This is a genomic window from Algoriphagus algorifonticola, from assembly GCF_007655305.1.
In the GTDB taxonomy this organism is placed as follows: domain Bacteria; phylum Bacteroidota; class Bacteroidia; order Cytophagales; family Cyclobacteriaceae; genus Algoriphagus; species Algoriphagus algorifonticola.
On the sequence record NZ_VLOG01000021.1, the window covers coordinates 75,190 to 96,697 of the forward strand.

Consider the following 21,508-nt stretch of genomic DNA (forward strand, 5'->3'; position numbering starts at 1 on the left):
ATCCCATAAACTAACCTATTCATCCCAACAAATTGACGCTGATTAGCCAACATGGTATTCTTGTATCCATGAAAGCAAGGGAAACAAAAAATTCAATTAGGCAGAAAAACGGGAAATCAGGTTTCTATTTTCTGATGATTGTGGCCTTGCTTTATCACATTTATTCCATTTTGACCCAATTCTAAAACCTATGAAGGTAAAAAGCTTTGATTTTAGGCAAATTGAATGGTGGCTGGTGAGCAGCGCTACTCTTACAGCATTCCTTTTCATTCTTTTTGGTTACAGACCGCAGTTTTATAATGACTCCGGTCCAGCAATTTTTAAATTTATTAGCAGGCTTATCATTTTGGGAACAATCTATACTGCTTTCCATTTAGTGCAAATGATTTTGATTCCCAAGTTTCAAAATGATAGCAACAAATGGCCATCAATATTGCTGATGGCTTTAACCGGCGTTTTGACTTTTGTCATTTGCGCTATTTTCAGCTATCAATCAGGTTTAGTCAAAGCGGGCTTTCCTACTTTTTTGGTGGGAATTTTAGTCCTATTCATCTGCTATCTTCTTGCAGGAAGTCTCCTAAATCAGGCCTTAACTCCACCTAGGGTCAGAGATTATCAATTGTATAATTATGCTCGTCTGATTATAGCTTTCTTATTTACCTTTTTCTTCCTAATTCAGCTGGATCCCATTACGGGATTTGGTCCCTCCATCATTTTTGGCGTATTTATCCCAATTATTTTCATTGCAGGCTTATTTAATTTCTTTTTGGTATATGGAAAAAGAAGAGAAGGCAAAATCAAAGCATCAAGATGGTATAATTGGGGTTTGTCTTCTATCATACTTTTAATATTTCTTGTCATCTCTTTAGAAGAAAATCAGGAGGAGATTTTTGTGATTGGCGGATTGGGAACTGTTGCTTTTATTCAGTTGATCTTCTTTCCTCTCACAACTTTTCTTTTCAAAAAGTATGATAATTATATAGGCCAGATTACTTCCCTTAACACTAAAATTGATCAGGGGCAGGCAAATATTGATTTTTTAAGATCACAGATTAATCCACATTTTCTTTTCAATGCTTTGAATACGCTTTATGCGAGTTCATTGATAGAAAATGCTGAAAAAACCTCTGATGGAATTCAGAAGCTTGGGGATATGATGCGCTTCATGCTACATGAAAATCAAATGCCTCAAATTCCATTATCAAGAGAAATTACCTATCTCAGAAATTACCTGGATCTACAAATGCTCCGTTTTGGGGCTCAGAAAAATCTTGAAACTGATATTCAAATCAATGAGAATCAATGTTCCGGAGAGATTGCCCCTATGTTGATTATTCCATTTGTAGAAAATGCTTTCAAGCATGGAATAAGCGCCAAAGAAAAATCCTGGATAAAAATTAACCTCAGATGTATTTCAGGTTCTTTGCACCTGGATGTGGTCAATAGCGTTCATCCTAAGAGTTTAACTAAAGAATCAAAACAGGAGGAATCAGGTATAGGACTAGAAAATGTTAAAAAGCGATTGGAGTTACTTTATCCCCATCAACATCAATTGAATATCGTTTCCAATGATAATGATTTCTTTGTACATTTTTCCATCCAATTAAAATAAGCCTATGCTGCAAGCAGTTGCAATAGACGATGAATCCTATGCGCTGGAAGTAATCAAAGCACATGCTTCCAAAGTGCCTTTTTTGAAAGTCAATGCATATTTCACTAATGCTATTGAAGGATTGGAATACATTAAATCCAATCCTGTACAGGTAGTATTTCTGGACATCAATATGCCGGATTTATCGGGAATTGATTTGGCGGAACTCCTACCTACTGATGTGCAGGTGATTTTCACCACTGCCTATTCGGATTTTGCAGTCAAAGGTTTTGAGTTGAACGCCATGGATTACTTATTGAAGCCATTCTCTTTCCCTCGATTTCTAAAAGCTTGTCAAAAGGCTCAGGAATGGATCTCGCTGCATGAATCGGATAAAGATTCCCATCTATTCATCAAGACCTCTGAGGGTATCGCCAGAGTGGATTTCGACGAACTTCTGTACTGCGAGTCTCAGGGGAATTATGTCAACTTTCAGCTGGAAAATCATAAAATTGTAAGTCGAATGACTCTTTCTCAAGTAGAGAAAGAACTTCCCTCCTATTTTTTTCGAACTCACCGTTCATTTCTAGCCAATCGAAATCTCGTAAATAGAATAGAAAAGCATCAACTTCACCTCAAAGGGCATACTGTGCCTATTAGTTCCAGCTATGCTGATGAAGTGAACGAAATTTTCAAAAACAATCTTTAAAAACTGGTAACAAACTCCATTCTATATTCTAAAGGAGTTTTTCCTATTTTTTCACGAAACTGCTTATTGAAGTTGGAAAGGGTGAAAAACCCACTTTCATAGCAAATTTGACTAATGTTCAACTGCTCATTTTGCAAAAGCTTACAGGCGTGATTAATGCGGATAGAAGACAAGAAATCACTAAAGGACTGATTTGCTCTACTTTTAAAATAGCGACTAAAAGCACTTTCCGATAGATTACAGATATCCGCAACTTCCTTTAAAGCTATTTTTTCATTGAACCGATGCATGACAAACTCATAAACTAATCCCATTCTGTCTTTTTCAGATTCCTTGAAGGTATTAGTGTAGGCTGCATCAGCGATGATTTGGTACTCTTCTGATTGAGCGATTTTTTCCAGTATGGTCAAAAGCTGAATGAGTGATTGGACTCCTTCCATTTTAAGAAGCTCCTTCATCATTTGAGTAATCTCTCGATTGGTTTTTCCTTGTACTTCCAATCCTCTCGAGGACTTATAAAGCATGTTTGCAATAGATGAGAATTCATTCAGTTCAAATACTGCATTCTGGAGGAAGTGATCCGGAAAATAGATGACAATCCCATGAGTCTCCAACTTACTATCTACCTGAAAATATTCCTGGTCATTTCTCCATAGATGAGGCAAATTCGGACCAGTCAAAACCATATCTCCTTCTTTAAATGAGCTCATATGGTTACCTATAAAGCGTGTTCCTTTCCCTTTAAGGACTACAAAAAGCTGGTATTCGGAGTGAAAATGCCAATTGACATCGAAAAATGGGGCTTTTAATTCACGGATTAGAAAAGATTTGTCTTCGGGAATTCTTGACTTTTGAACAGGCTTTTTCACTACTTTTTGCTATTTATTGAAGGTAAATTAAGAAAACATATCAAAATTCAGTCAGAATTTAAAAGTAAACAGTAAGATTTCCTGCCTAAAAATATGGAATATAGTATCCTGCAATTAAGGTAAACCCAAATCATGAATCAATCACCTAATTACTTTCTCAAGAGTCTATATTTCCTAGGATTTATTCTTCTTTTGACTGCTTGCAATAAACCTAAAAGTTTTCTCTCTATGACCGAGCCCAGAAGGGTTGAAATATTGGTTTTGGGGCATGAAAGTGAACATCACAATTCGGAGCAGCTGATGCTATACCTGGGAACACCCCTCTTTCAAAAAGGTATCAATTTGACCTATACCACAAATCCTGAGGATTTGAATGATGATGTGCTTTATAATTATGATGGACTGATGATTTATGCTAATCATGATTCAATCAGTGCCACTCAGGAAAAAGCTTTAAAGAAATACGTTCAGAGTGGAAAAGCATTAATTCCAGTTCATAGTGCCTCCTGGTCTTTTAGAAATTCTGACTGGTATGTCAAGGCAGTTGGTGGGCAATTCAAATCCCATGGGGCTGAAAGATTCAAGGCTGAAATCGTGGATGCAGCACACCCAATCATGCAGGGAATTTCTGAGTTTGATACTTGGGATGAAACCTATGTGCATTCTCAATTGAATGCTGACATGCATGTTTTGATGGAACGAGTGGAAGGTGATCATAGAGAACCTTATGCTTGGACATTGGAGGAAGGAAAAGGAAGGGTATTCTACACTGCATATGGTCACAATGAAGAAACCTGGCAAAAGACCGAGTTCCAAAATCTAATCGCCAATGGTATACTATGGGCGGTAGGCGATAAAGTAAATGAGCTTTTACAGGCTTATGAAATTCCAACTCCTGAATTTCGGGATGCTGAGATTCCCAATTATGAAAGAAGAGATCCAGCCCCAAAATATCAGCTACCGCTTTCTCCTGAGCAAAGCATGAAATTGGTACAGCTACCTGTTGGTTTTGAAATGGAATTATTTGCTAGCGAACCTATGATCATTAATCCTATGGCAATGACCTGGGATGAAAGAGGAAGGCTTTTCGTCATCGAAACCGTGGATTATCCGAATGAGGTTAGAACTGAAGGTGGAAACGACAAAATCAAGATTTTGGAAGATACAGATGGAGATGGAAAGGCAGACAAAGTCACTGTTTTCGCGGATAATTTGAATATTCCCACTTCAATTATGGCGGTCAATGGAGGCATCTTAATTTCTATGGCTCCTGATTTTCTCTTCTTAAAAGATACAGATGGAGATGATGTGGCGGATGTGAGGGAAGTATTGATGACTGGCTGGGGCAAAAGTGATACCCATGCAGGACCTTCCAACCTGAGATATGGATTTGACAATAAAATCTGGGGAGTCTTAGGCTACGCAGGATTCAATGGAGAAGTAAGTGGCAAAAGACATTCTTTCGGACAAGGAGTGTACAGATTTGAGCCATCGGGTGATAATCTGGAATATTTAGGAAACACCTCCAATAATACCTGGGGACTGGGTTTCACAGAAGATTTTGAGACATTTATTTCCACTGCCAATGGACAGCATAGCGTATATTTTTCCATGGCAAACAACTATGTCAAAAGGCCTATTTTCCAAGGTTCTGCTAATACGGTTCATGGAATCGACAGCCATTATGATATGCCTCATTTAACACCATTTTTAAGGCAAGTAGATTGGCATGGTGGCTACACTGCTGCTGCTGGACATAATTTCTATACAGCCAGAAGTTTTCCGGAAGAATACTGGAATAAGATCGCCTTTGTAGCAGAACCAACTGGAAGAGTACTTCACCGAGCAAAAATTCAGGCTGATGGCTCTGGATATAAAGAAAAGAATGACTTCAATATCTTGGCGAGCTCTGATGAATGGTTTTCACCAGTTCATGCAGAAGTTGGTCCTGATGGAGCTTTATGGGTTGCTGATTGGTACAACTTTATTATTCAGCATAATCCTACCCCTAGAGGTTTCGAAAATGGAGCTGGAAATGCTTACATCAATCCGCTTAGAGACAGTCAACATGGTAGAATCTATAGAATCAGTTATAAAGGAGGAAAAGACTCCGAATCTTTTGATCTCAAAAATGCTAGCGGAAAAGAACTGATTGAGGCTTTAAAAAGTGATAACATGTTTTGGAGATTAACAGCGCAGCGCTTGATCGTGGAGAAGCAGGACAAATCTGTTATTTCTGATTTATATAAGATTATTTCTAACGAAAAAGTAGATCAAGTTGGTTTAAATGCACCTGCTGTCAATGCATTATGGGCTTTACACGGTCTGGGAGAACTGGATGGAGAAAATGAAGAGGCCTTTAAAACTGTCACTGAAGCCCTCTCCCATCCTTCTGCCGCGGTTAGAAAAAATGCACTTCGCGTTTTACCAAATACTCCGGCGTCTTTGGATGCGATTATGAATTCCGGAATTACTCAAGACCCGGATTTAGCTACCAGAAAGCACGCGTTTTTAGCCTTATCAGATATGCCTTTTTCTGAAAAAGCGGCTACTATGTTAATTCAAGCTGCAGAAAGAGAAGAGAACGGGAAGGACAGCTTTTTACCTCAAGCGATTTTTGCCGCCGTTTTGGCGCACCCAACTGAATTTGCAAAAAGAGATAATTCCACAGCTTTAAGAGCTTCTGGAGATAGTGAACTTTCTTTGGCAGATAGAATTAGTCGTTCACTAGTGGCAGAGCAATACCCACTTGATCAGAGGAACAGTATCTTATTCCCTCCGGACGTTGCTGGAAAAGAAATAGCACTTCGAGTTATAGTGTCTAAAGGGCAAAACCCATTGGAAGGTGTTTTGGTGGCTCAAGGAAATAATACCAATGGATATAGCCTGTATTTTTATCAAGATGCCCTTCATTTTGCAGTTGCGCAAAATGAAAAACTCAATATTCTCAGCTCTAAGAAAACCCTTCCGGAAACTCAGTTTACCATCGATGCGAGTTTGAAAGAGGACGGCAGTATGACATTAAAAATCGATGGAGAAGAAATAGCCAAAGGAAAGACCAATGGATTATTTAAGGAGTCTTTATCTCCCAACCGAGTGAGAGTTGGTCAGAATGATAGTAGAAATGTGGTTGGAAAATACGAAGGCACTTGGTGGTTTGGGGGTAGACTCAGCAATAAATCTACTCTATCATTGAATAAGCCAGGAACGTCCTTGATGGAAGAGGAAAGTTTTGTAGTCAGCCAACAGGCAAATGGAACTTCTATCATTAAACTGGGGGTCATTCCTCATGAAATGAAATTTGACAAAGCTACATTCACTGTAAAGGCTGGTTCCCAAGTGACTATAGACTTTGAGAACCCTGATTTTATGCAGCATAATCTGGTAATAGGCCAGAAAGGATCTATGGAACAGATCGGAAAGGCTGCGGATGAATTGGCTAGGGATCCAAAAGGAGCTGAACAGAATTATGTTCCTAAAATCCCTCAGGTGATAGCTGCCACGCGTTTGGTCGATCCTGAAGGAAGGGAGTCTTTGGTTTTTATCGCTCCTACAGAGCCGGGTGAATATCCATTTATATGCACCGTACCGGGACATTGGAGAATTATGAATGGAATTATGAAAGTAGAATAGTATGGCCTTAAATGTAAAATTCGGTGTAAGTACTTGGCTATGGACATCTCCTTTCAACAAGGAAACAGTTTCTCTTTTTCCTAAAATCAAGAATTATGGATACGATGCAGTAGAAATTCCTGTGGAAGATCCTGAATTGGTAGATTTAGCTGTGGTTAAAAAGGCCTTAGAGGATAATGGTTTAAGCGCCATCATCTGTGGAGCTTTTGGACCCAGCAGAGACTTCACCCATGATGATCCTGCCTTCCATGATACTTGTTTTAAGTACATGGATCAATGCTTTGAAATTGCCAGTGAATTGGGAGCAAAGTTTGTGGCCGGTCCTATGTATTCCGCGGTCGGTAAAGCTAGGCTTGTGTCTCCTGAGCAAAAGAAAATCGAATGGGACAGAGCGGTTCAAAACCTCGGAAAAGTATGTGGTAAAGCTAGAAATCATGGTTTAGATATCGCGATTGAAACCTTGAATCGCTTTGAAACTGATTTGATTAATACTGCTGAGGAATTGGCTCAATTAATTCAAGATATCAATGAAAAAGAAGCCAAAGCCTTGTTGGATGGATTTCATATAAGCATTGAGGAGCCGGATATTGAGAAAGCTATACAAAAGGTTGGGGATAAGCTAATCCATGTGCAGGTATCTGAAAATTACCGAGGCACACCGGGTACTGGACAAACAAATTGGGTCGCCTGGAAAAGAGGTCTGGAGTCTATTAATTACCAAGGAACAATTTCCATTGAAAGCTTTACTCCAAAAGTGAAGGAATTGGCTGGAGCTGTTTGTATTTGGAAGCCTTTGGTTCCTAGCCAAGATGGATTTGCAAAAGAGGGTCTGGAGTTCCTTAAAAAATGGGCTTCTGAGTAGAAAAAAGAAATATTTAATTAGGACTCTAACACTTGAAAACTGAAATAAGAATTTTTAAAAAATAAACCCATGAGTAAAAAACCTATTAACATAGCCATCATAGGACTTGGATTTGGAGCTGAGTTTATACCCATCTATCAGCAACACCCTATGGCGAATATGTATGCTATATGTCAAAGGAATCAGGAAAAAGCTGAGGCTATTGGAAAAGCCTTTGGTATTGAAAAGGTCTATACCGATTATGATGAACTGCTAAAGGATCCAGACATTGATGCAGTACATATCAACACTCCTATTCAAAACCACGCAGAGCAGTCAATCAAAGCTCTCAAAGCAGGAAAACATGTGGCTTGTACTGTTCCCATGGCGACTACAGTAGAAGAGTGTAGGCAGATTGTTGAACTGTCGGAATCTACTGGTTTAACCTATATGATGATGGAAACAGTGGTATACAGCCGTGAATTTCTATTTGTCAAAGAGTTGTATCAAAAGGGTGAGTTGGGAAAAATTCAGTTTTTAAGAGCCTCTCATCAGCAGGAAATGGCAGGATGGCCAGGATATTGGGAAGGCCTCCCTCCTATGCATTATGCAACTCACTGTGTGGGACCGGTATTGGCTTTACCACAAGCTCAGGCTGAGTATGTTTCTTGCCTGGGTTCCGGTAGAATCGATGAAAACCTGATCCCAAAATACGGATCTCCATTTGCCATTGAAACCTGCCATATCAAGTTAAAAAATACTGATCTCGCTGCCGAGGTTACTCGATCACTATTCAATACGGCTAGACAGTATAGAGAAAGTTTCGATGTATATGGTTCAAAAAAGTCCTTTGAATGGACATTGATAGAGCATGAGGATTCTGTAATTCATACGGGAGAGGTTCCTGAAAAAGTTAAGATTCCTGATTACGCACATTTATTACCGGAAGGCATTCAAAAGTTTACCACACACGGGGTTTATGATTCTGATGAAAACCAGCACTTATCTTTCACTCAAGGATCCGGTCATGGAGGCTCGCATCCACATTTGGTTCATGAGTTTCTAAGTGCACTTCAAGAAGATAGAGCGCCTTATCCCGATGCAAGAGAATCAGCCAATATTACCTGTGTGGGAATTTTGGCACATGAATCTGCGATGGAGGGAGGAAAAATCAAATATTTACCTGAGTTTACACTCAAAAAGACCTAAACCTAAATAACCTATTGTAGAAAAGCTGATCTTTTTAAGGTCAGCTTTTTTTGTGTTTAGGTATGATAGATCCGAATTCTTCCTCTTCAGACTTTCCAATATCTATGGATAAAATTTTAGACTCCCCAAATATTCAGACTGATCCCTGATCCATATTCAGACTGATCCAAACTCAATCAAAAACAATGTCAATATAAAACAAAAAACCACTCATTTCTGAGTGGTTTTTGAGCCCCTTGCCGGGATCGAACCAGCGACCTACTGATTACAAGTCAGTTGCTCTACCAGCTGAGCTAAAGAGGCGTTCCTTAATTGTGATGCAAATATAGCCTGATCATCTTTTCACTCCAAACACTCAGGAATTAAAATTTAGCTATATTCTCTATCTCACTTATTCTGAGTGAGATTAATTTAAAACTCCCTTAAAATAGAAAGCTTCTTCTTCAGTTTTTCGATTTCCTCTTCTGCTTTCTGAATCTTCACATCAAACTGATCTTTCAATTTGTCTGCAGTTTTTGAAGCAGCGAAAAACTCCAAGTTGTTTTTCCACAAGGTGATATTATTTTCCAAATCGGAAATCTGCTTTCTGATACCATGCTCTTTCTTGTTCAAAGTCTTCACAGCATTTGGATCAGATTGAATTCTATTCAAATTCAATCGGAACAAGAAATCTTCACGATCAAAGTCATCATCCAGTTTCTCCAAATAAGCATCTACAGCAGCCTTGAACTGTGCCTGAATATCTTTCATGTTCTTTCTAGGCACAAAACCAATCTCGTTGAATTTCCCGACAAACTCAGTCAGTTCCTCTTCGCTTGGATTTCCTTTGGAAGCTTTGATGATTTCGTCACAAACTGCCTGCTTAGCCTTATAATTAGCTTCGTACTCTTGATTTGCCTGCTTATTAGAATTCCTTCTATTGTCGAAGAACGTATCGCAAGCAGTCTTAAATTTCTTATATAGGCTATCTCTACTTTTCTCCGGAGTCGGACCTAACTTCTTCCATTCTTGCTGCAAGGCAATCATGGCATTGGCTGTATTTTGCCAATCCGTAGAATCTTTTAATTCCTCAGCTTTTTGAATTAACTCTTCTGCTTTTGCTTGATTCGTGGCACGAATTTCATCCAGTTCCTTAAAGAATAAGTTTTTGTTATGGAAAAACTTCTTGAACGCAGTCCAGAAGGCTTTATTGATTTCTCTTCCTGACTCTCTTGGGACAGGACCGATTTTCTCCCAATTTTTTTGAATATCAAGAATCTCCTTGGTTTTAGTATTCCACTCCTTGATTCTATCAGCTTTGAAATCAGAGAAAGCATTTAACTTTTCAATCAAAGCTTCTTTCTCATTCTGATTCTTTTTGAAAACCTCTTTTTGGCTTTCGTAGAACTCTTTTCTTCTGTCGTAAACAGCATCAGATGCAGCTTTGAATCGCTTCCAAAGTTCTTCCTGCTCTTCTCTCGGAACAGGTCCTATATGTTTAAACTCTTCGTGTAACTCATTAAGTGCCTTGATAGCCTCTTTTAAATCCGGCATATCTTTCAAGGCTTCTGCCTTCTCGCATAGTTCCAATTTGCTTTCCAGATTTTTCTTCCTGTCCAGCTCTTTCAGCTCGAAATAGATACTTCTATTATCATAGAACCTATCCATTAAAGCATTGTAGCTCGCCCAAAGGCTTCTATTTTGCGCAGCAGGAACAGGTCCTATAGACTTCCATTCCTCCTGAATTGATTTGATTGCATTGATGCTTAGGGTTGTCTCTTCCCCATCGACCAATTCACGAAGTTTATTGAGAATTTCGGTCTTGGCGTCTAGGTTTTTCTCCTTCTGCTTTTCAGCATCTTTTCGAATAGAAGAAACCTGTTTTTTAAATTCGTAATAGTAGGTATTGAAATCTCTCTCTTCGTCTGAAGGTCTAAAATCAAAATCGTCTTCAGTTCCTCCCTCAGCCTTAAATTTTTCTAAAGCCTCATCACGCTCCTTATGGGTATACTCGTCGAAAGCAGCTTTGATAGTATTCACCATCTTTTCAAGCTTTAGTGGACTTGAACTTTCTTTGGTCTTTTCCTTAAGAAGTTTCACTAATTCCGCTTTGGATAAATTTTCAATATCCAAATCTTCGTCATGATGATCCTCTTCTTCCTCCTCAGTTTCTTCCAATTCCGAAGTGGCAGCTAAATCTTCTTCTTTTGTTTCGACTTGTTCAGGCTCAGAAGCTTTTTCTTCTCCACTTGGTTCTGGAGTTACTTCTTTACTTTCCACATCTGAACTCTCCTTTTCAGACGAGTTTGCTACTTCTTTCTCATTACCCTTGGCTTCCGGAGATTCGGAGGCAGAGGTCACCTTGTCCTTGTCGGACAAATCATTACTTTTCTCAGTCATAAAAACACTACTATTTCAAGGCAATATGGGCAAAAGTAGGGATTTTGCCTAATTTAATCTCGGGTCAGTGGGATAATTTGCCATCAATTTGAACTCACCTCCCATATTTTTTAAAAGGCTTTTCCAAAGCTCCTCCGGAGAATAATTGAATGCTGTAATATTTAGCTCTTCTTTACAGACAATCCAGGTGTTTTCTGTAAGCTCATCTGTCAGTTGACCAGGTGCCCAACCGGAATATCCCAAAAAGAATCGAATTGATTCTAAATCGAAGGTTCCTGTTTTCAATCTGGACTTCAACTCCTCAAAATCACCTCCCCACCAGAGCTTTTCTCCAATTTGGATACTCTCGCTTAACTGTTTATCACCACAGTAAACAAAATGTAATGTGTTCTGTTCAACAGGACCTCCTACATATACTTCCAAGTCCAGAAAATCAAATCCCTCTACAATTTCATTCAACCGAAGAATGGACGGTTTATTGAACACCAATCCAAAGCTCCCTTCAGAATTATGCTCGCATAACAATACTACCGAACGAGAAAAATTCTCGTCCTGCAAAAAAGGCTCAGAGATTAACAAATCTCCCGCTTGAGGTGTTGGAAGGTTGGATTCACTCATTTCCGCAAAAAGATTATTTCAGAAAAAATATATGCCTAAATTTTATAAATGCAATGCTCATTGTACTTTTATTCTGTTAAAATTTATACCAGTCCCCTACTATGGATATTTCATCAATACGTAAAGATTACACCCTAAAGTCTCTGGATATCAGCGATATAAATAAAGATCCTTTTAAGCAATTTAAGACTTGGTTAGAAGAAGCTGTTGAATCTCAGGTACTTGAAGTAAATGCCATGACCTTATCTACAGTAGGTTTGGATGGATATCCAAATGGCCGAGTGGTCCTGCTCAAGGATTTAGATTATGGCTTTGTTTTTTTCACTAATTACTCGAGTGAGAAAGGGCAAGAGTTGGCCAATAACCCTAAAGCATCTCTGACATTTTTTTGGGCAGAGCTTGAAAGGCAGGTTAGAGTGACCGGAAAAGTGGAAAAAATCAGCGAAGCTGAATCAGACGAGTATTTCTTTAGCAGGCCCCAGGGATCTCAAATTGGAGCTTGGACATCACCTCAGAGTAAGAAAATTAGCTCCAGAGAGGTTTTGGATGAAAACCAAGAGGCGGTTGAGGAAAGATTTAAATCAGAAAAAATGATCCGTCCACCACACTGGGGAGGATACAGAGTTATACCATCCAGAATTGAATTTTGGCAGGGAAGACCTAGCAGATTACATGACAGAATCTTATTCGAAAGAACTGAAAGTGGAAGTTGGATAATTTCCAGACTTGCTCCCTGATTATTTTAAATCAAACAAATCAGTAGCTCCAATCATTCGTTCTACAGTAAACCCTTCTCCATAAGTGGTCATGATCCTGTGTCCCATTTCTCTAGCTCGAGCTTCAACAAATGGCAAAAAATCAGGATTTGAAATAAAACTTTCAGGTTCCTGACTGTTAGGATCATGAAACTGAGATTGAAAAGCTAAAATGCTTTCCACTTTGGTGTCCCAGTAATCTGTGATATCCACCACAAAGTCAGGCTCTATGTAATTATTTTGAATATAATGGTAGACGAACTTGGGTCTCCAAGCTTGCTGCGGCTTTCCATCCAATTCAGTTTCAATCCTTCTCAATCCACTCATGAAACAGGAATTTTTGGCTAGATCAGAGCCTTTACCGTGATCAGGATGCCTATCGGTAAAAGCGTTAGCTAAAACTATATCTGGTTGATATTTACGGATGATCTTGATAAGCTCTAATTGATGCTCCTGATTATCCTGAAAAAAAATGTCTTTAAAGCCCATATTTTCCCGAGCTGATAATCCTAATATTTCAGCAGCCCGGTTGGCCTCTTTAATTCTCAATTCCGGAGTACCTCTGGTCCCCATCTCTCCTGCTGTCAGATCAACGACACCTACTTTGTATCCTTTTGCAATATGAGCAGCAATTGTGCCTGAGCAACCTAATTCCGCATCATCCGGATGCGCCGCTATTACTAAAATATCCAGCTTCATCTTATTTATCGCACTCTTAGATTTTGTCCAATTCTTAATATTGACCTAGAAGTGATCCCATTCAATTTAGTCAATGTACTAACTGAAACGCCATACCTTCTAGCAATAGACCCTAAAGTGTCTCCACTTTTCACCCTGTGATAAGCTCTTGCTCTAGCCTGAGCTATATGAGAAAATGTATCGGAAGTCAACAAAAATTCCTGATTAAGAATTCGATATTCCTTGAAATCATATACATTTTCAGGGTCAAAAGGCTGACCTCTATATCTTAATTCATAGTGTAAGTGAGAGCCTGTACTTCTTCCGGTATTTCCTCCCTTGGCAATTAATTCACCGGCTTTAACTTCTTGACCGACTTCTACCAAATACTTTGATAAATGTCCATAAAGGGTCTCAAGTCCATTTTTATGCCTAATCACCAAATAATAACCATAGCCATAGCGATCATAGGATCGAACTCTAACAATGCCATCGAAAGTACTATATACAGGATCGCCCGTATTTAGGTCTAGGTCAGTTCCGTAATGCCATCTTCTCCATCTATAACCAAAGGGTGAAGTAATGGGTGTTTGATCCAAAGGCATACTCCAATTGTATCCAAAAAATGGATCGTATAATCGAATTTTAACTGAATCCTGAAAGCTTTTGATATCAAAGTCGTAGATATCGATTTTTTTAGAGTCCCAAGCAGAAAAATATTCATAAGCCGTCACCCAAATACTGTCTATTTGAATTTGTTCAGACACCTTGACTAATCGGTTGGTCGGTGCCCAGATCATCACATTTTGATCTTCAGCTATGATTGATCGAACCTTTCCCAGGTTCACATTATTTTCAAAAATCATGGAATCCGTCACTGTAGAAAGCGTTCTCAGATAAGATTCCTGGTCAAATCCTCTCAACTCAATGTTTTTCCTTTCTTGAGGAACAACAGGAGTTGTATTGGAATTTCTCTTGATAATCTTAGGAAAAATTTGAGCATTAGACTGAGAAAGTCCAATGCTCAAAAATATTCCGCAAATAAGTATCAGTCTAAGATACCTCATGAATTCATTTAATGATTTTCAGTTTCGGCCAAATACCGCTCTGCATCCAAAGCTGCCATACAGCCTGTTCCCGCTGCTGTGACTGCCTGCCTGTAGATATTATCTTGGGCATCTCCGCATGCGAAAACACCTTCCACATTAGTCCTGGTACTTCCAGGAATGGTCTTGATATATCCAGCTTCATCCATATGGATGAATTTTTTGAATACCTCGGTGTTGGGTTGATGACCAATAGCAACAAAGAAGCCAGAAATTTTAATTTCTCTTTTTTCTCCTGTTATATTATCTAAAATTCTTACTCCGGTCACTTCATCCTCACCCAAAATCTCATCTGTTTCAGTATTCCAGAGAATTTCAATTTTAGGATTATTCATTACACGTTTTTGCATGATTTGAGATGCTCTCATCTCTCCTCTTCTTACCAACATGTAAACTTTGCTACAAATATTAGCCAAATAAGAAGCCTCCTCACAAGCTGTATCTCCTGCTCCTACTATGGCTACTTCTTGGCCTCTGAAGAAAAATCCATCACAGACGGCACAGGCAGAAACTCCTTTTCCGTTTAATCTATTCTCACTTTCCAAGCCTAACCACTTTGCGGAGGCGCCGGTGGAAATAATCACAGTATCTGCTAAAACTTTTACTTGGTCGTCCACCGTCACCACATGGGGCTTGACAGAAAAGTCCACATCTGTCACCATACCATATCGAACTTTAGTTCCAAATCGCTCGGCTTGTTTTCTAAAGTCTTCCATCATTTCAGGACCCATAATCCCGTCCGGATACCCTGGATAGTTTTCTACATCAGTAGTGATGGTTAATTGTCCACCTGGTTGACCTCCGGTGTACAAAATCGGACTTAAACCTGCTCTGGAAGCATAAATGGCTGCTGTATAGCCTGCCGGTCCTGATCCAATAATCAGAACTTTGACTCTTTCAATTTCTTGACTCATCAACGAATTGTGTTAAATCGGGTAAATTTTGATATTTCTAGTTTGCCAACAAAACCGGGATAAGTTAAAATTCCCAAAAGTGATTTTATATCATTGGTAATCACTTCAATTTATTTTGAAGTACAAACATCTAAAAATAAAAAAAGGGGCTTGAAACCCCTTTTTATTTTATCCCAGATAAGGCTTCAAGGTCTTACTTCTGGATGTATGTCTCAGTCTTCGAATGGCCTTTTCTTTAATTTGCCTTACACGCTCTCGGGTCAGATTGAATTTTTCACCAATCTCTTCCAAAGTCATTGCATGCTCTCCGTTCAAACCAAAGTACAAGGTAATCACATCAGCTTCTCTTTGAGTAAGCGTAGAGAGTGCTCTCTGAACCTCTTTTCTTAAAGAGTCATTCATCAAACCATCGTCAGGCTTCTCATCTCCGTCATTTTCCAAAACGTCCAAAAGGCTGTTTTCTTCACCCTGCACGAAAGGAGCATCCATTGAAACGTGTCTGCCTGAAATTTTCATGGTATCCACAACTTCAGATGCAGTCACTTCCAATACTTCAGCAAGTTCTTCAGGAGAAGGCTCTCTTTCGAATTTCTGCTCCAATTCACTGAAAGTTTTGGAAATTTTATTCAAGGAACCTACCCTGTTCAAAGGAAGTCTTACGATACGGGATTGCTCTGCCAATGCCTGAAGGATAGATTGTCTAATCCACCAAACAGCATAAGAGATAAATTTAAATCCACGTGTTTCATCAAATCTTTGGGCAGCCTTAATCAAACCTAAGTTCCCCTCATTGATCAAATCTCCCAAAGAAAGCCCTTGGTTCTGATATTGCTTGGCTACAGAAACTACGAATCGAAGGTTGGCTTTAGTCAATTTTTCCAGAGCAAGCTGATCGCCTTCCCGGATTCTTTTTGCTAAAACTACCTCTTCGTCTGCTGTTAACAGATCTACCTTACCAATCTCCTGTAGATACTTATCTAAGGATTGGCTTTCTCTGTTGGTAATCTGTTTGCTAATTTTTAGCTGCCTCATTCAGAAATATTATTGGTGTAATTGAATTTAAGATAATGAATTTAATAAATAGAAGCTTAGGGCTGAGCTTTTGGTTCCTGTTTTTCAGGTTTTGGTAATAAAACCTTTCTAGAAAGCTTGAACTTACCTGTCTTTTTGTCGACATCGATCAACTTCACTACGATCTCCTCTCCTGGTTCAAGCACCCCATCCATACTTTCAAGACGCTCCCATTTAATTTCGGATATATGAAGTAAACCATCTTTACCCGGCATAAATTCCACAAATGCTCCAAATGGTTGAATATTCTTTACTTTTCCAGTATAAGTCTCCCCTATTTCTGGCTGAGCAACGATTGCCTTGATTCTGCTCAATGCTGCATTCAAGTTATCTTGGTTAGCAGAGAATACATTAATCTTACCTTGATTATCGATCTCTTCGATCACAATGGTAGTATTTGTATCCTTTTGCATTTCCTGGATTACCTTTCCTCCAGGCCCTATCACTGCACCAATCAATTCTTTTGGAATCATCATGGTATAGGATCTTGGAGTATGAGGCTTCAACTCAGCTTTAGGTGAAGCCAAGGTCTTAGAAATTTCTTCTAGAATATGTAGCCTTCCTTCTTTTGCTTGATAAAGAGCTTCTTTCAATACACTATAATCCAAACCTTCTACTTTCAAGTCCATTTGGCAGGCGGTAATTCCTTTCTCTGTACCGGTAACTTTGAAATCCATATCACCCAAATGATCTTCATCTCCTAGAATATCGGATAGAATAGAGTAATTTCCAGTTTTGGCATCAGAGATCATTCCCATTGCTATACCTGTTACTGGAGCTTTAATTTGAATACCTGCATCCATCAAGGCAAGCGAACCTGCACAAACTGTAGCCATGGAAGATGATCCATTTGACTCAAGAATGTCTGAAACGATTCTAATGGTGTAAGGGTTCTCATTTTCAGGAGGTAACACTTTTTTCAAGGCTCTCATAGCCAAATTGCCATGACCTACTTCACGTCTTCCTGGACCTCTGTTTGGTTTTACCTCTCCGGTAGAGAAGCCAGGGAAGTTGTAATGCAAAAAGAATTTATTAAAACCTGAATGAACAGCTCCATCCACCATTTGCTCGTCCATTTTAGTGCCGAGCGTACAGGTAGTTACTGATTGAGTTTCTCCTCTGGTAAATACTGCTGAACCATGAGCAGATGGTAAATAATCAACGACTGACCAGATAGGTCTGATCTCGTTGAGTTTTCTTCCATCCAACCTTTTCTTTTCATTCAAAGTAAGATTTCTCGCTGCTTCCTTATGGATTTTATGGAAATACGGTCCGATCAAAGAGGCTTCAAACTCATGCTCTTCACCTAAACTTTCTATGAACTCGTCTTTAATAGCTTTGATCAATTCAGATCTCTCTGATTTGTTAGCAATTTGCTTGCTTACAGAATCGTATAATTTATCATACAATTCAGCTTTCATTTTATCATACAAAGCAGGATCAGATTTCTCATGAGAGTACTCACGCTTCTCTTCTTTTCCTACCAGTTTGGTAAGCTCCATTTGAGCTTCACAATGTCTTTTGATTTCTTCATGGGCAAATTGCATAGCCTCTACCATCTCGTCTTCTGAGATTTCGTTTGCTTCGCCTTCCACCATCAAGATGTAGTCCAAAGATCCAGCTACAATAAACTCCAAGCTAGCTTTCTCTAATTCAACCGGCTTAGGGTTGATGATCAATTTTCCATCAACTTTGGCAACTCTTACCTCAGAAATAGGTCCATTGAAAGGGATATCTGAAACAGCTAAAGCTGCAGAAGCAGCTAAACCTGCCAATGCATCTGGCAATACTTCTTCGTCAGAGGACATCAAAGTAATAGCTACTTGAGTATCTGCATGATAATCGTCTGGAAAAATTGGTCTGATAGCTCTATCGACAATTCTTGAGATCAATATCTCATAGTCAGAAAGTCTACCCTCTCTTTTCAAAAATCCTCCCGGGATTTTTCCGGAAGCAGCAAATTTTTCTTGGTAATCCACAGAAAGCGGTAAAAAGTCTACACCTTCTAAAGCCTCTTTTTTGGAAACAACTGTAGCCAATAACATGGCTTTTCCCATCCGCACAACAACAGAACCGTCTGCCTGCTTGGCAAGAGCTCCTGTTTCAATAGTAATTTCTCTACCATCCTGAAGGGTGATGGTCTTAGTGATTAAGTTTGGTAACATAAATTATGATTAGTAATACTTCTTTCGTTTTAAAAATAAACGCATCCAGCTAAAAAAGAAAAAAGTAAGGTTCTCAGTATAGAGAACCTTACTAAAGGGTTATTTTCTGATTCCTAACTCGGCGATGATTGCTCTGTATCGCTCGATGTCTTTTTTCATGAGGTAGTCAAGTAAGCTTCTTCTCTTACCTACCAACTTCAACAAACCTAATCTTGAGGAGTGATCCTTCTTATTTGACTTCAAATGCTCAGTCAAATGCTTGATTCTGTGAGTGAAGAGGGCAATCTGTGATTCAGGAGATCCTGTATCAGTAGCAGATTTTAACCTTCCATGATTCTTAAACAACTCTTGTTTTGTCTCTGATGTTAAATACATGTTTAGCTAAATTAATTAAAACAGCTACAAAGGTAAGGCTATTATTCTAAAAATAAAACATCAAGAATGAACAGTTCTCTTTTCTTTGAAGCGTTTTCTTACTCCTTTCCACCATTCTATGTAAAAGTCCGGTTCAAATAATCTGGCATCTTTTCTTGCCTGCTTCAAAAAGAACAATCCGAAAGGAAGTAGCATCAGACAGGAAAACCATGTTCCTAGGAAAGGATCAGTAACACCTTCCTTCGCCCATTTTTCTCCCGTGATGGTCAGCATGTAATAGACTATAAAGAAAATGATTGAAACCAGGACCGGCATCCCTAGGCCACCTTTTTTGATAATGGCACCCAGCGGAGCACCTATCAAAAACATCACAAAACACGCAAAAGCTTGAGTATATTTTTGATACCAAGCTATCTCATATCTCCTAAACTCCTTCTGATGATTTTCAATCTGAATTTTTTTGATGTTAAAATTATTTTTTAAACTCCTGGCATTATTTAAAGCCATCGTAAGTGCATTGGACTGATAGCCTTTTTTGAAAACTACAGAGTCGATTTTAGCCTTTTCTTCTTCTGTCAAAGGGTCCGTTCTTCTTATTTTTATTGGTTGCTCTTGGATGTCTTCCTGAGGGTTCTCAACCAATTCCTCAGCATCTAACTCGATATTTTCTAGATTTCTCCTCTGAATTTTTCTGTTGGAAACTTTCGCCTGAAAAAGTGAATCTGATTTGGATACAGAGCTTGAGTTTCTAACTGAAAGAGTTTTTGAGCTATCCGGTTTGAACTCTAACCTAGACTCAGGTTTGGTAGCCAGAATAGTACTAGTATCAGGTTTATTTTTAAGGTTTTCTAAGGAATCAGCCAATTTTCTGTTTTTTCTTGCCTTCTGAACCCTCAGTGAATCATCCTCCGCTTTTCTTTCCATGATGTTATCCAGTGGATCTAAATTACGATCTCGGGTAAAGAATGGATATATGCTAGAAGCTGTTCTGTAGTTTTGAAATTGCTCGTCGTTAACCAAGGTGGAGATGGAATCTAATCCCACCTTTATTTCCGAAATATTTTTGATTGCTCTATTAGTAGACCAAAGATCCTCGGGTGTTCTACTTAACTGAAAAGCATCCATATCGAAAATGATGACATTTTCATCAAAAGTGGTTCGATTGAATTCCACCGGTTTTTCTGAAATACCGCGAGTTGCTCTTGCCTCTTTATAATTGGTACCTTTATATAAGGTAAGTCTCATGTAATTTTCGTTAAAAAATTTTTCCATGCGACCGGAATCTGCAATGGTCACATCCAAATTCCCCAAGGCGTCATTGTGATTGTAGATAATGATATCTTTCAAGTCATTATCTCCGATTTTTTGATTGACTTTAATACTATAACCTGGGATACCTGCATAAAAAATCCCTTCTCTAATATCAAGAGCAGGAGACTTCATTCGAATGTCATAAAGTAAGCTGAAGGTTTTCAGGTTGACTTTGGGTACCAAGAAATTATTGGATAAGAAGGCAGCAATTACCAAAAAGACGGTAAATATTGCTATCGGCCTTAAAGCCCTGACAAGTGATATTCCAGAACTCTTGATGGCTGTCAGTTCAAAGTGTTCTCCCAAGTTCCCGAAAGTCATCAAACTTGAAAGCAATACCGCCAATGGCAAGGCCATCGGAGAAATAGACACGACGAAATAGCCGATCAATTCGGCATAAATCCAAAAGCCAAGCCCTTTGCCGAAAATTTCATCGAAATATTTCAGCATGTTGACGATTAATAGGATAAAGTCAACAACAACAAAAGTCAATAAAAATGGGCCTATGAAAGACCCAAGTATAAGTTTGTCTATTTTTTTCATGACACCTCTTCTACCCTGCTTCTAAACGAAACATAGATATGGATGTTCAAAGTTGCTAAAATCATTGAAATTAACCTCCAATTATCTCTTTCAATTTGGAAATTAAGCCATCCCAAATAGCCACCAGTTCATCTTCTTCGTAGCTATCCGAATAATCAATAACTTTTAAGAAAAGAGATTGTGTCAATTCATTTTCTTCCAATTTGAACTCTATATAGGCATGATCACTTTCATATGGATCTTTGGGGTCGAAAAACTCAAATTTTACATGAGAATTGATGCGCAAGGAAGCAACTCGGGCATAATGCTCCTCATTGTCAAAGTCAAAGATGAAAACTTTGTCTTCATTGATCCGAACTCCCTCTGCAAACCATTCCTCCAAGCCACTTGCGGTACTCAAATATTGGAAAACAATTTTCCTTGACGCATTGATTTGATAATCAGCTACAAACTTATTTTTAACCATGATTTCTAAATTTTCTTAGATGAAAATTTCATTTTTTACAGAACGTCAACTTGCATTTAACAGTACAAGACCTCATATTTGCATTCCCATTCGCGAGGGAGGTTTACCGGATGAAAATAAAGATTTTCAGCCTAGGAAATATTGAATTTCGACTGTGTCTTAATATAGGCATTAATTACAATATTCAATATCTAAAAATTATTAAAAGAAATTCTGGCGAGGTAGCTCAGTTGGTTAGAGCGCAGGATTCATATCCGCCGCGGCGGACAAGGGTT

Annotated in this window: 17 protein-coding genes and 1 tRNA gene; 6 read left to right on the forward strand and 12 right to left on the reverse strand. The window is 38.8% G+C overall.

Features of this window, described 5'->3' with window-relative positions; genetic code table 11:
* Positions 1-190 precede the first annotated feature (190 nt).
* Both FL972_RS05275 and FL972_RS05280 read left to right on the forward strand, forming a co-directional pair.
* Positions 191-1,612: a sensor histidine kinase gene (locus tag FL972_RS05275; protein WP_144604035.1), complete on the forward strand. Its 1,422-nt coding sequence runs from the start codon at positions 191-193 to the stop codon at positions 1,610-1,612.
* Between the two features lie 4 nt (positions 1,613-1,616).
* Positions 1,617-2,300: a LytR/AlgR family response regulator transcription factor gene (locus FL972_RS05280; protein WP_144604036.1), complete on the forward strand. Its 684-nt coding sequence runs from the start codon at positions 1,617-1,619 to the stop codon at positions 2,298-2,300.
* Here FL972_RS05280 and FL972_RS05285 read toward each other — a convergent pair.
* Positions 2,297-3,169, reverse strand: a complete 873-nt coding sequence (locus FL972_RS05285) for an AraC family transcriptional regulator (RefSeq protein WP_144604037.1) — start codon at positions 3,167-3,169, stop codon at positions 2,297-2,299. The two genes, FL972_RS05280 and FL972_RS05285, sit on opposite strands and share 4 nt — an antisense overlap.
* Before the next feature lie 132 nt (positions 3,170-3,301).
* Here FL972_RS05285 and FL972_RS05290 point away from each other — a divergent pair, with 132 nt between their 5' ends.
* The 3 genes from FL972_RS05290 (at position 3,302) to FL972_RS05300 (ending at position 8,852) form a co-directional block, all read left to right on the forward strand.
* A complete protein-coding gene (locus tag FL972_RS05290; protein ID WP_144604038.1) occupies positions 3,302-6,802 on the forward strand; it encodes a PVC-type heme-binding CxxCH protein in 3,501 nt (1,166 codons plus the stop codon).
* Position 6,803: 1 nt separating this feature from the next.
* Positions 6,804-7,664, forward strand: coding sequence for a sugar phosphate isomerase/epimerase family protein (locus tag FL972_RS05295; RefSeq protein WP_144604039.1), 861 nt, complete (start codon positions 6,804-6,806; stop codon positions 7,662-7,664).
* Between the two features lie 69 nt (positions 7,665-7,733).
* Positions 7,734-8,852 carry a Gfo/Idh/MocA family oxidoreductase gene (locus FL972_RS05300; protein WP_144604040.1) on the forward strand — a complete coding sequence of 373 codons (1,119 nt, stop codon included), beginning with the start codon at positions 7,734-7,736 and terminating at the stop codon, positions 8,850-8,852.
* A gap of 230 nt (positions 8,853-9,082) precedes the next feature.
* Here FL972_RS05300 and FL972_RS05305 read toward each other — a convergent pair.
* The 3 genes from FL972_RS05305 to FL972_RS05315 all read right to left on the reverse strand — a co-directional run bounded on the left by FL972_RS05305 (position 9,083) and on the right by FL972_RS05315 (position 11,849).
* Positions 9,083-9,155: transfer RNA gene (locus FL972_RS05305), tRNA-Thr, on the reverse strand.
* 108 nt (positions 9,156-9,263) lie between these two features.
* Positions 9,264-11,231, reverse strand: coding sequence for a DUF349 domain-containing protein (locus tag FL972_RS05310; protein WP_144604041.1), 1,968 nt, complete (start codon positions 11,229-11,231; stop codon positions 9,264-9,266).
* A 48-nt stretch (positions 11,232-11,279) separates the two neighbouring features.
* Positions 11,280-11,849: a YqgE/AlgH family protein gene (locus FL972_RS05315; RefSeq protein WP_144604042.1), complete on the reverse strand. Its 570-nt coding sequence runs from the start codon at positions 11,847-11,849 to the stop codon at positions 11,280-11,282.
* 101 nt (positions 11,850-11,950) lie between these two features.
* On the opposite strand from FL972_RS05315, the gene pdxH reads away from it, so the two are divergent.
* Positions 11,951-12,586, forward strand: a complete 636-nt coding sequence (gene pdxH, locus FL972_RS05320) for a pyridoxamine 5'-phosphate oxidase (RefSeq protein ID WP_144604043.1) — start codon at positions 11,951-11,953, stop codon at positions 12,584-12,586.
* Here the strand turns inward: pdxH and bshB1 are convergent, their stop codons facing one another.
* The 8 genes from bshB1 to FL972_RS05360 all read right to left on the reverse strand — a co-directional run bounded on the left by bshB1 (position 12,587) and on the right by FL972_RS05360 (position 21,233).
* The gene (bshB1, locus tag FL972_RS05325; RefSeq protein WP_144604044.1) at positions 12,587-13,303 is read right to left on the reverse strand and encodes a bacillithiol biosynthesis deacetylase BshB1; all 717 of its coding nucleotides are present in this window, start codon (positions 13,301-13,303) and stop codon (positions 12,587-12,589) included. It abuts the gene before it with no gap.
* A 5-nt stretch (positions 13,304-13,308) separates the two neighbouring features.
* On the reverse strand, positions 13,309-14,349 hold the full coding sequence (locus FL972_RS05330) for a peptidoglycan DD-metalloendopeptidase family protein (RefSeq protein WP_144604045.1): 1,041 nt from the start codon (positions 14,347-14,349) through the stop codon (positions 13,309-13,311).
* An 8-nt stretch (positions 14,350-14,357) separates the two neighbouring features.
* Positions 14,358-15,302 (reverse strand): thioredoxin-disulfide reductase, encoded by a 945-nt coding sequence (gene trxB, locus FL972_RS05335; protein ID WP_144604046.1) that lies wholly within the window; start codon positions 15,300-15,302, stop codon positions 14,358-14,360.
* A gap of 168 nt (positions 15,303-15,470) precedes the next feature.
* Positions 15,471-16,334 carry a sigma-70 family RNA polymerase sigma factor gene (locus FL972_RS05340; protein WP_026954085.1) on the reverse strand — a complete coding sequence of 288 codons (864 nt, stop codon included), beginning with the start codon at positions 16,332-16,334 and terminating at the stop codon, positions 15,471-15,473.
* Positions 16,335-16,390: 56 nt separating this feature from the next.
* Positions 16,391-18,538, reverse strand: a complete 2,148-nt coding sequence (pnp, locus tag FL972_RS05345; protein WP_144604047.1) for a polyribonucleotide nucleotidyltransferase — start codon at positions 18,536-18,538, stop codon at positions 16,391-16,393.
* Positions 18,539-18,637: 99 nt separating this feature from the next.
* Positions 18,638-18,913 carry a 30S ribosomal protein S15 gene (rpsO, locus tag FL972_RS05350; RefSeq protein ID WP_091650692.1) on the reverse strand — a complete coding sequence of 92 codons (276 nt, stop codon included), beginning with the start codon at positions 18,911-18,913 and terminating at the stop codon, positions 18,638-18,640.
* Between the two features lie 60 nt (positions 18,914-18,973).
* Complete coding sequence (locus tag FL972_RS05355; protein WP_144604048.1) at positions 18,974-20,767, reverse strand: LptF/LptG family permease; 1,794 nt, start codon at positions 20,765-20,767, stop codon at positions 18,974-18,976.
* A gap of 70 nt (positions 20,768-20,837) precedes the next feature.
* Positions 20,838-21,233, reverse strand: a complete 396-nt coding sequence (locus FL972_RS05360; RefSeq protein WP_091650686.1) for an START-like domain-containing protein — start codon at positions 21,231-21,233, stop codon at positions 20,838-20,840.
* Positions 21,234-21,508 lie beyond the last annotated feature (275 nt).

Coding starts and splice junctions, on each gene's coding strand:
- FL972_RS05300 (WP_144604040.1), top strand. CDS start 7,734: ATGAGTAAAAAACCTATTAACATAGCCATCATAGGACTTGGATTTGGA.
- FL972_RS05275 (WP_144604035.1), top strand. CDS start 191: ATGAAGGTAAAAAGCTTTGATTTTAGGCAAATTGAATGGTGGCTGGTG.
- bshB1 (WP_144604044.1), bottom strand. CDS start 13,303: ATGAAGCTGGATATTTTAGTAATAGCGGCGCATCCGGATGATGCGGAA.
- FL972_RS05340 (WP_026954085.1), bottom strand. CDS start 16,334: ATGAGGCAGCTAAAAATTAGCAAACAGATTACCAACAGAGAAAGCCAA.
- trxB (WP_144604046.1), bottom strand. CDS start 15,302: ATGAGTCAAGAAATTGAAAGAGTCAAAGTTCTGATTATTGGATCAGGA.
- FL972_RS05355 (WP_144604048.1), bottom strand. CDS start 20,767: ATGAAAAAAATAGACAAACTTATACTTGGGTCTTTCATAGGCCCATTT.
- FL972_RS05290 (WP_144604038.1), top strand. CDS start 3,302: ATGAATCAATCACCTAATTACTTTCTCAAGAGTCTATATTTCCTAGGA.
- pnp (WP_144604047.1), bottom strand. CDS start 18,538: ATGTTACCAAACTTAATCACTAAGACCATCACCCTTCAGGATGGTAGA.
- FL972_RS05295 (WP_144604039.1), top strand. CDS start 6,804: ATGGCCTTAAATGTAAAATTCGGTGTAAGTACTTGGCTATGGACATCT.
- pdxH (WP_144604043.1), top strand. CDS start 11,951: ATGGATATTTCATCAATACGTAAAGATTACACCCTAAAGTCTCTGGAT.
- FL972_RS05330 (WP_144604045.1), bottom strand. CDS start 14,349: ATGAGGTATCTTAGACTGATACTTATTTGCGGAATATTTTTGAGCATT.
- rpsO (WP_091650692.1), bottom strand. CDS start 18,913: ATGTATTTAACATCAGAGACAAAACAAGAGTTGTTTAAGAATCATGGA.
- FL972_RS05360 (WP_091650686.1), bottom strand. CDS start 21,233: ATGGTTAAAAATAAGTTTGTAGCTGATTATCAAATCAATGCGTCAAGG.
- FL972_RS05280 (WP_144604036.1), top strand. CDS start 1,617: ATGCTGCAAGCAGTTGCAATAGACGATGAATCCTATGCGCTGGAAGTA.
- FL972_RS05310 (WP_144604041.1), bottom strand. CDS start 11,231: ATGACTGAGAAAAGTAATGATTTGTCCGACAAGGACAAGGTGACCTCT.
- FL972_RS05315 (WP_144604042.1), bottom strand. CDS start 11,849: ATGAGTGAATCCAACCTTCCAACACCTCAAGCGGGAGATTTGTTAATC.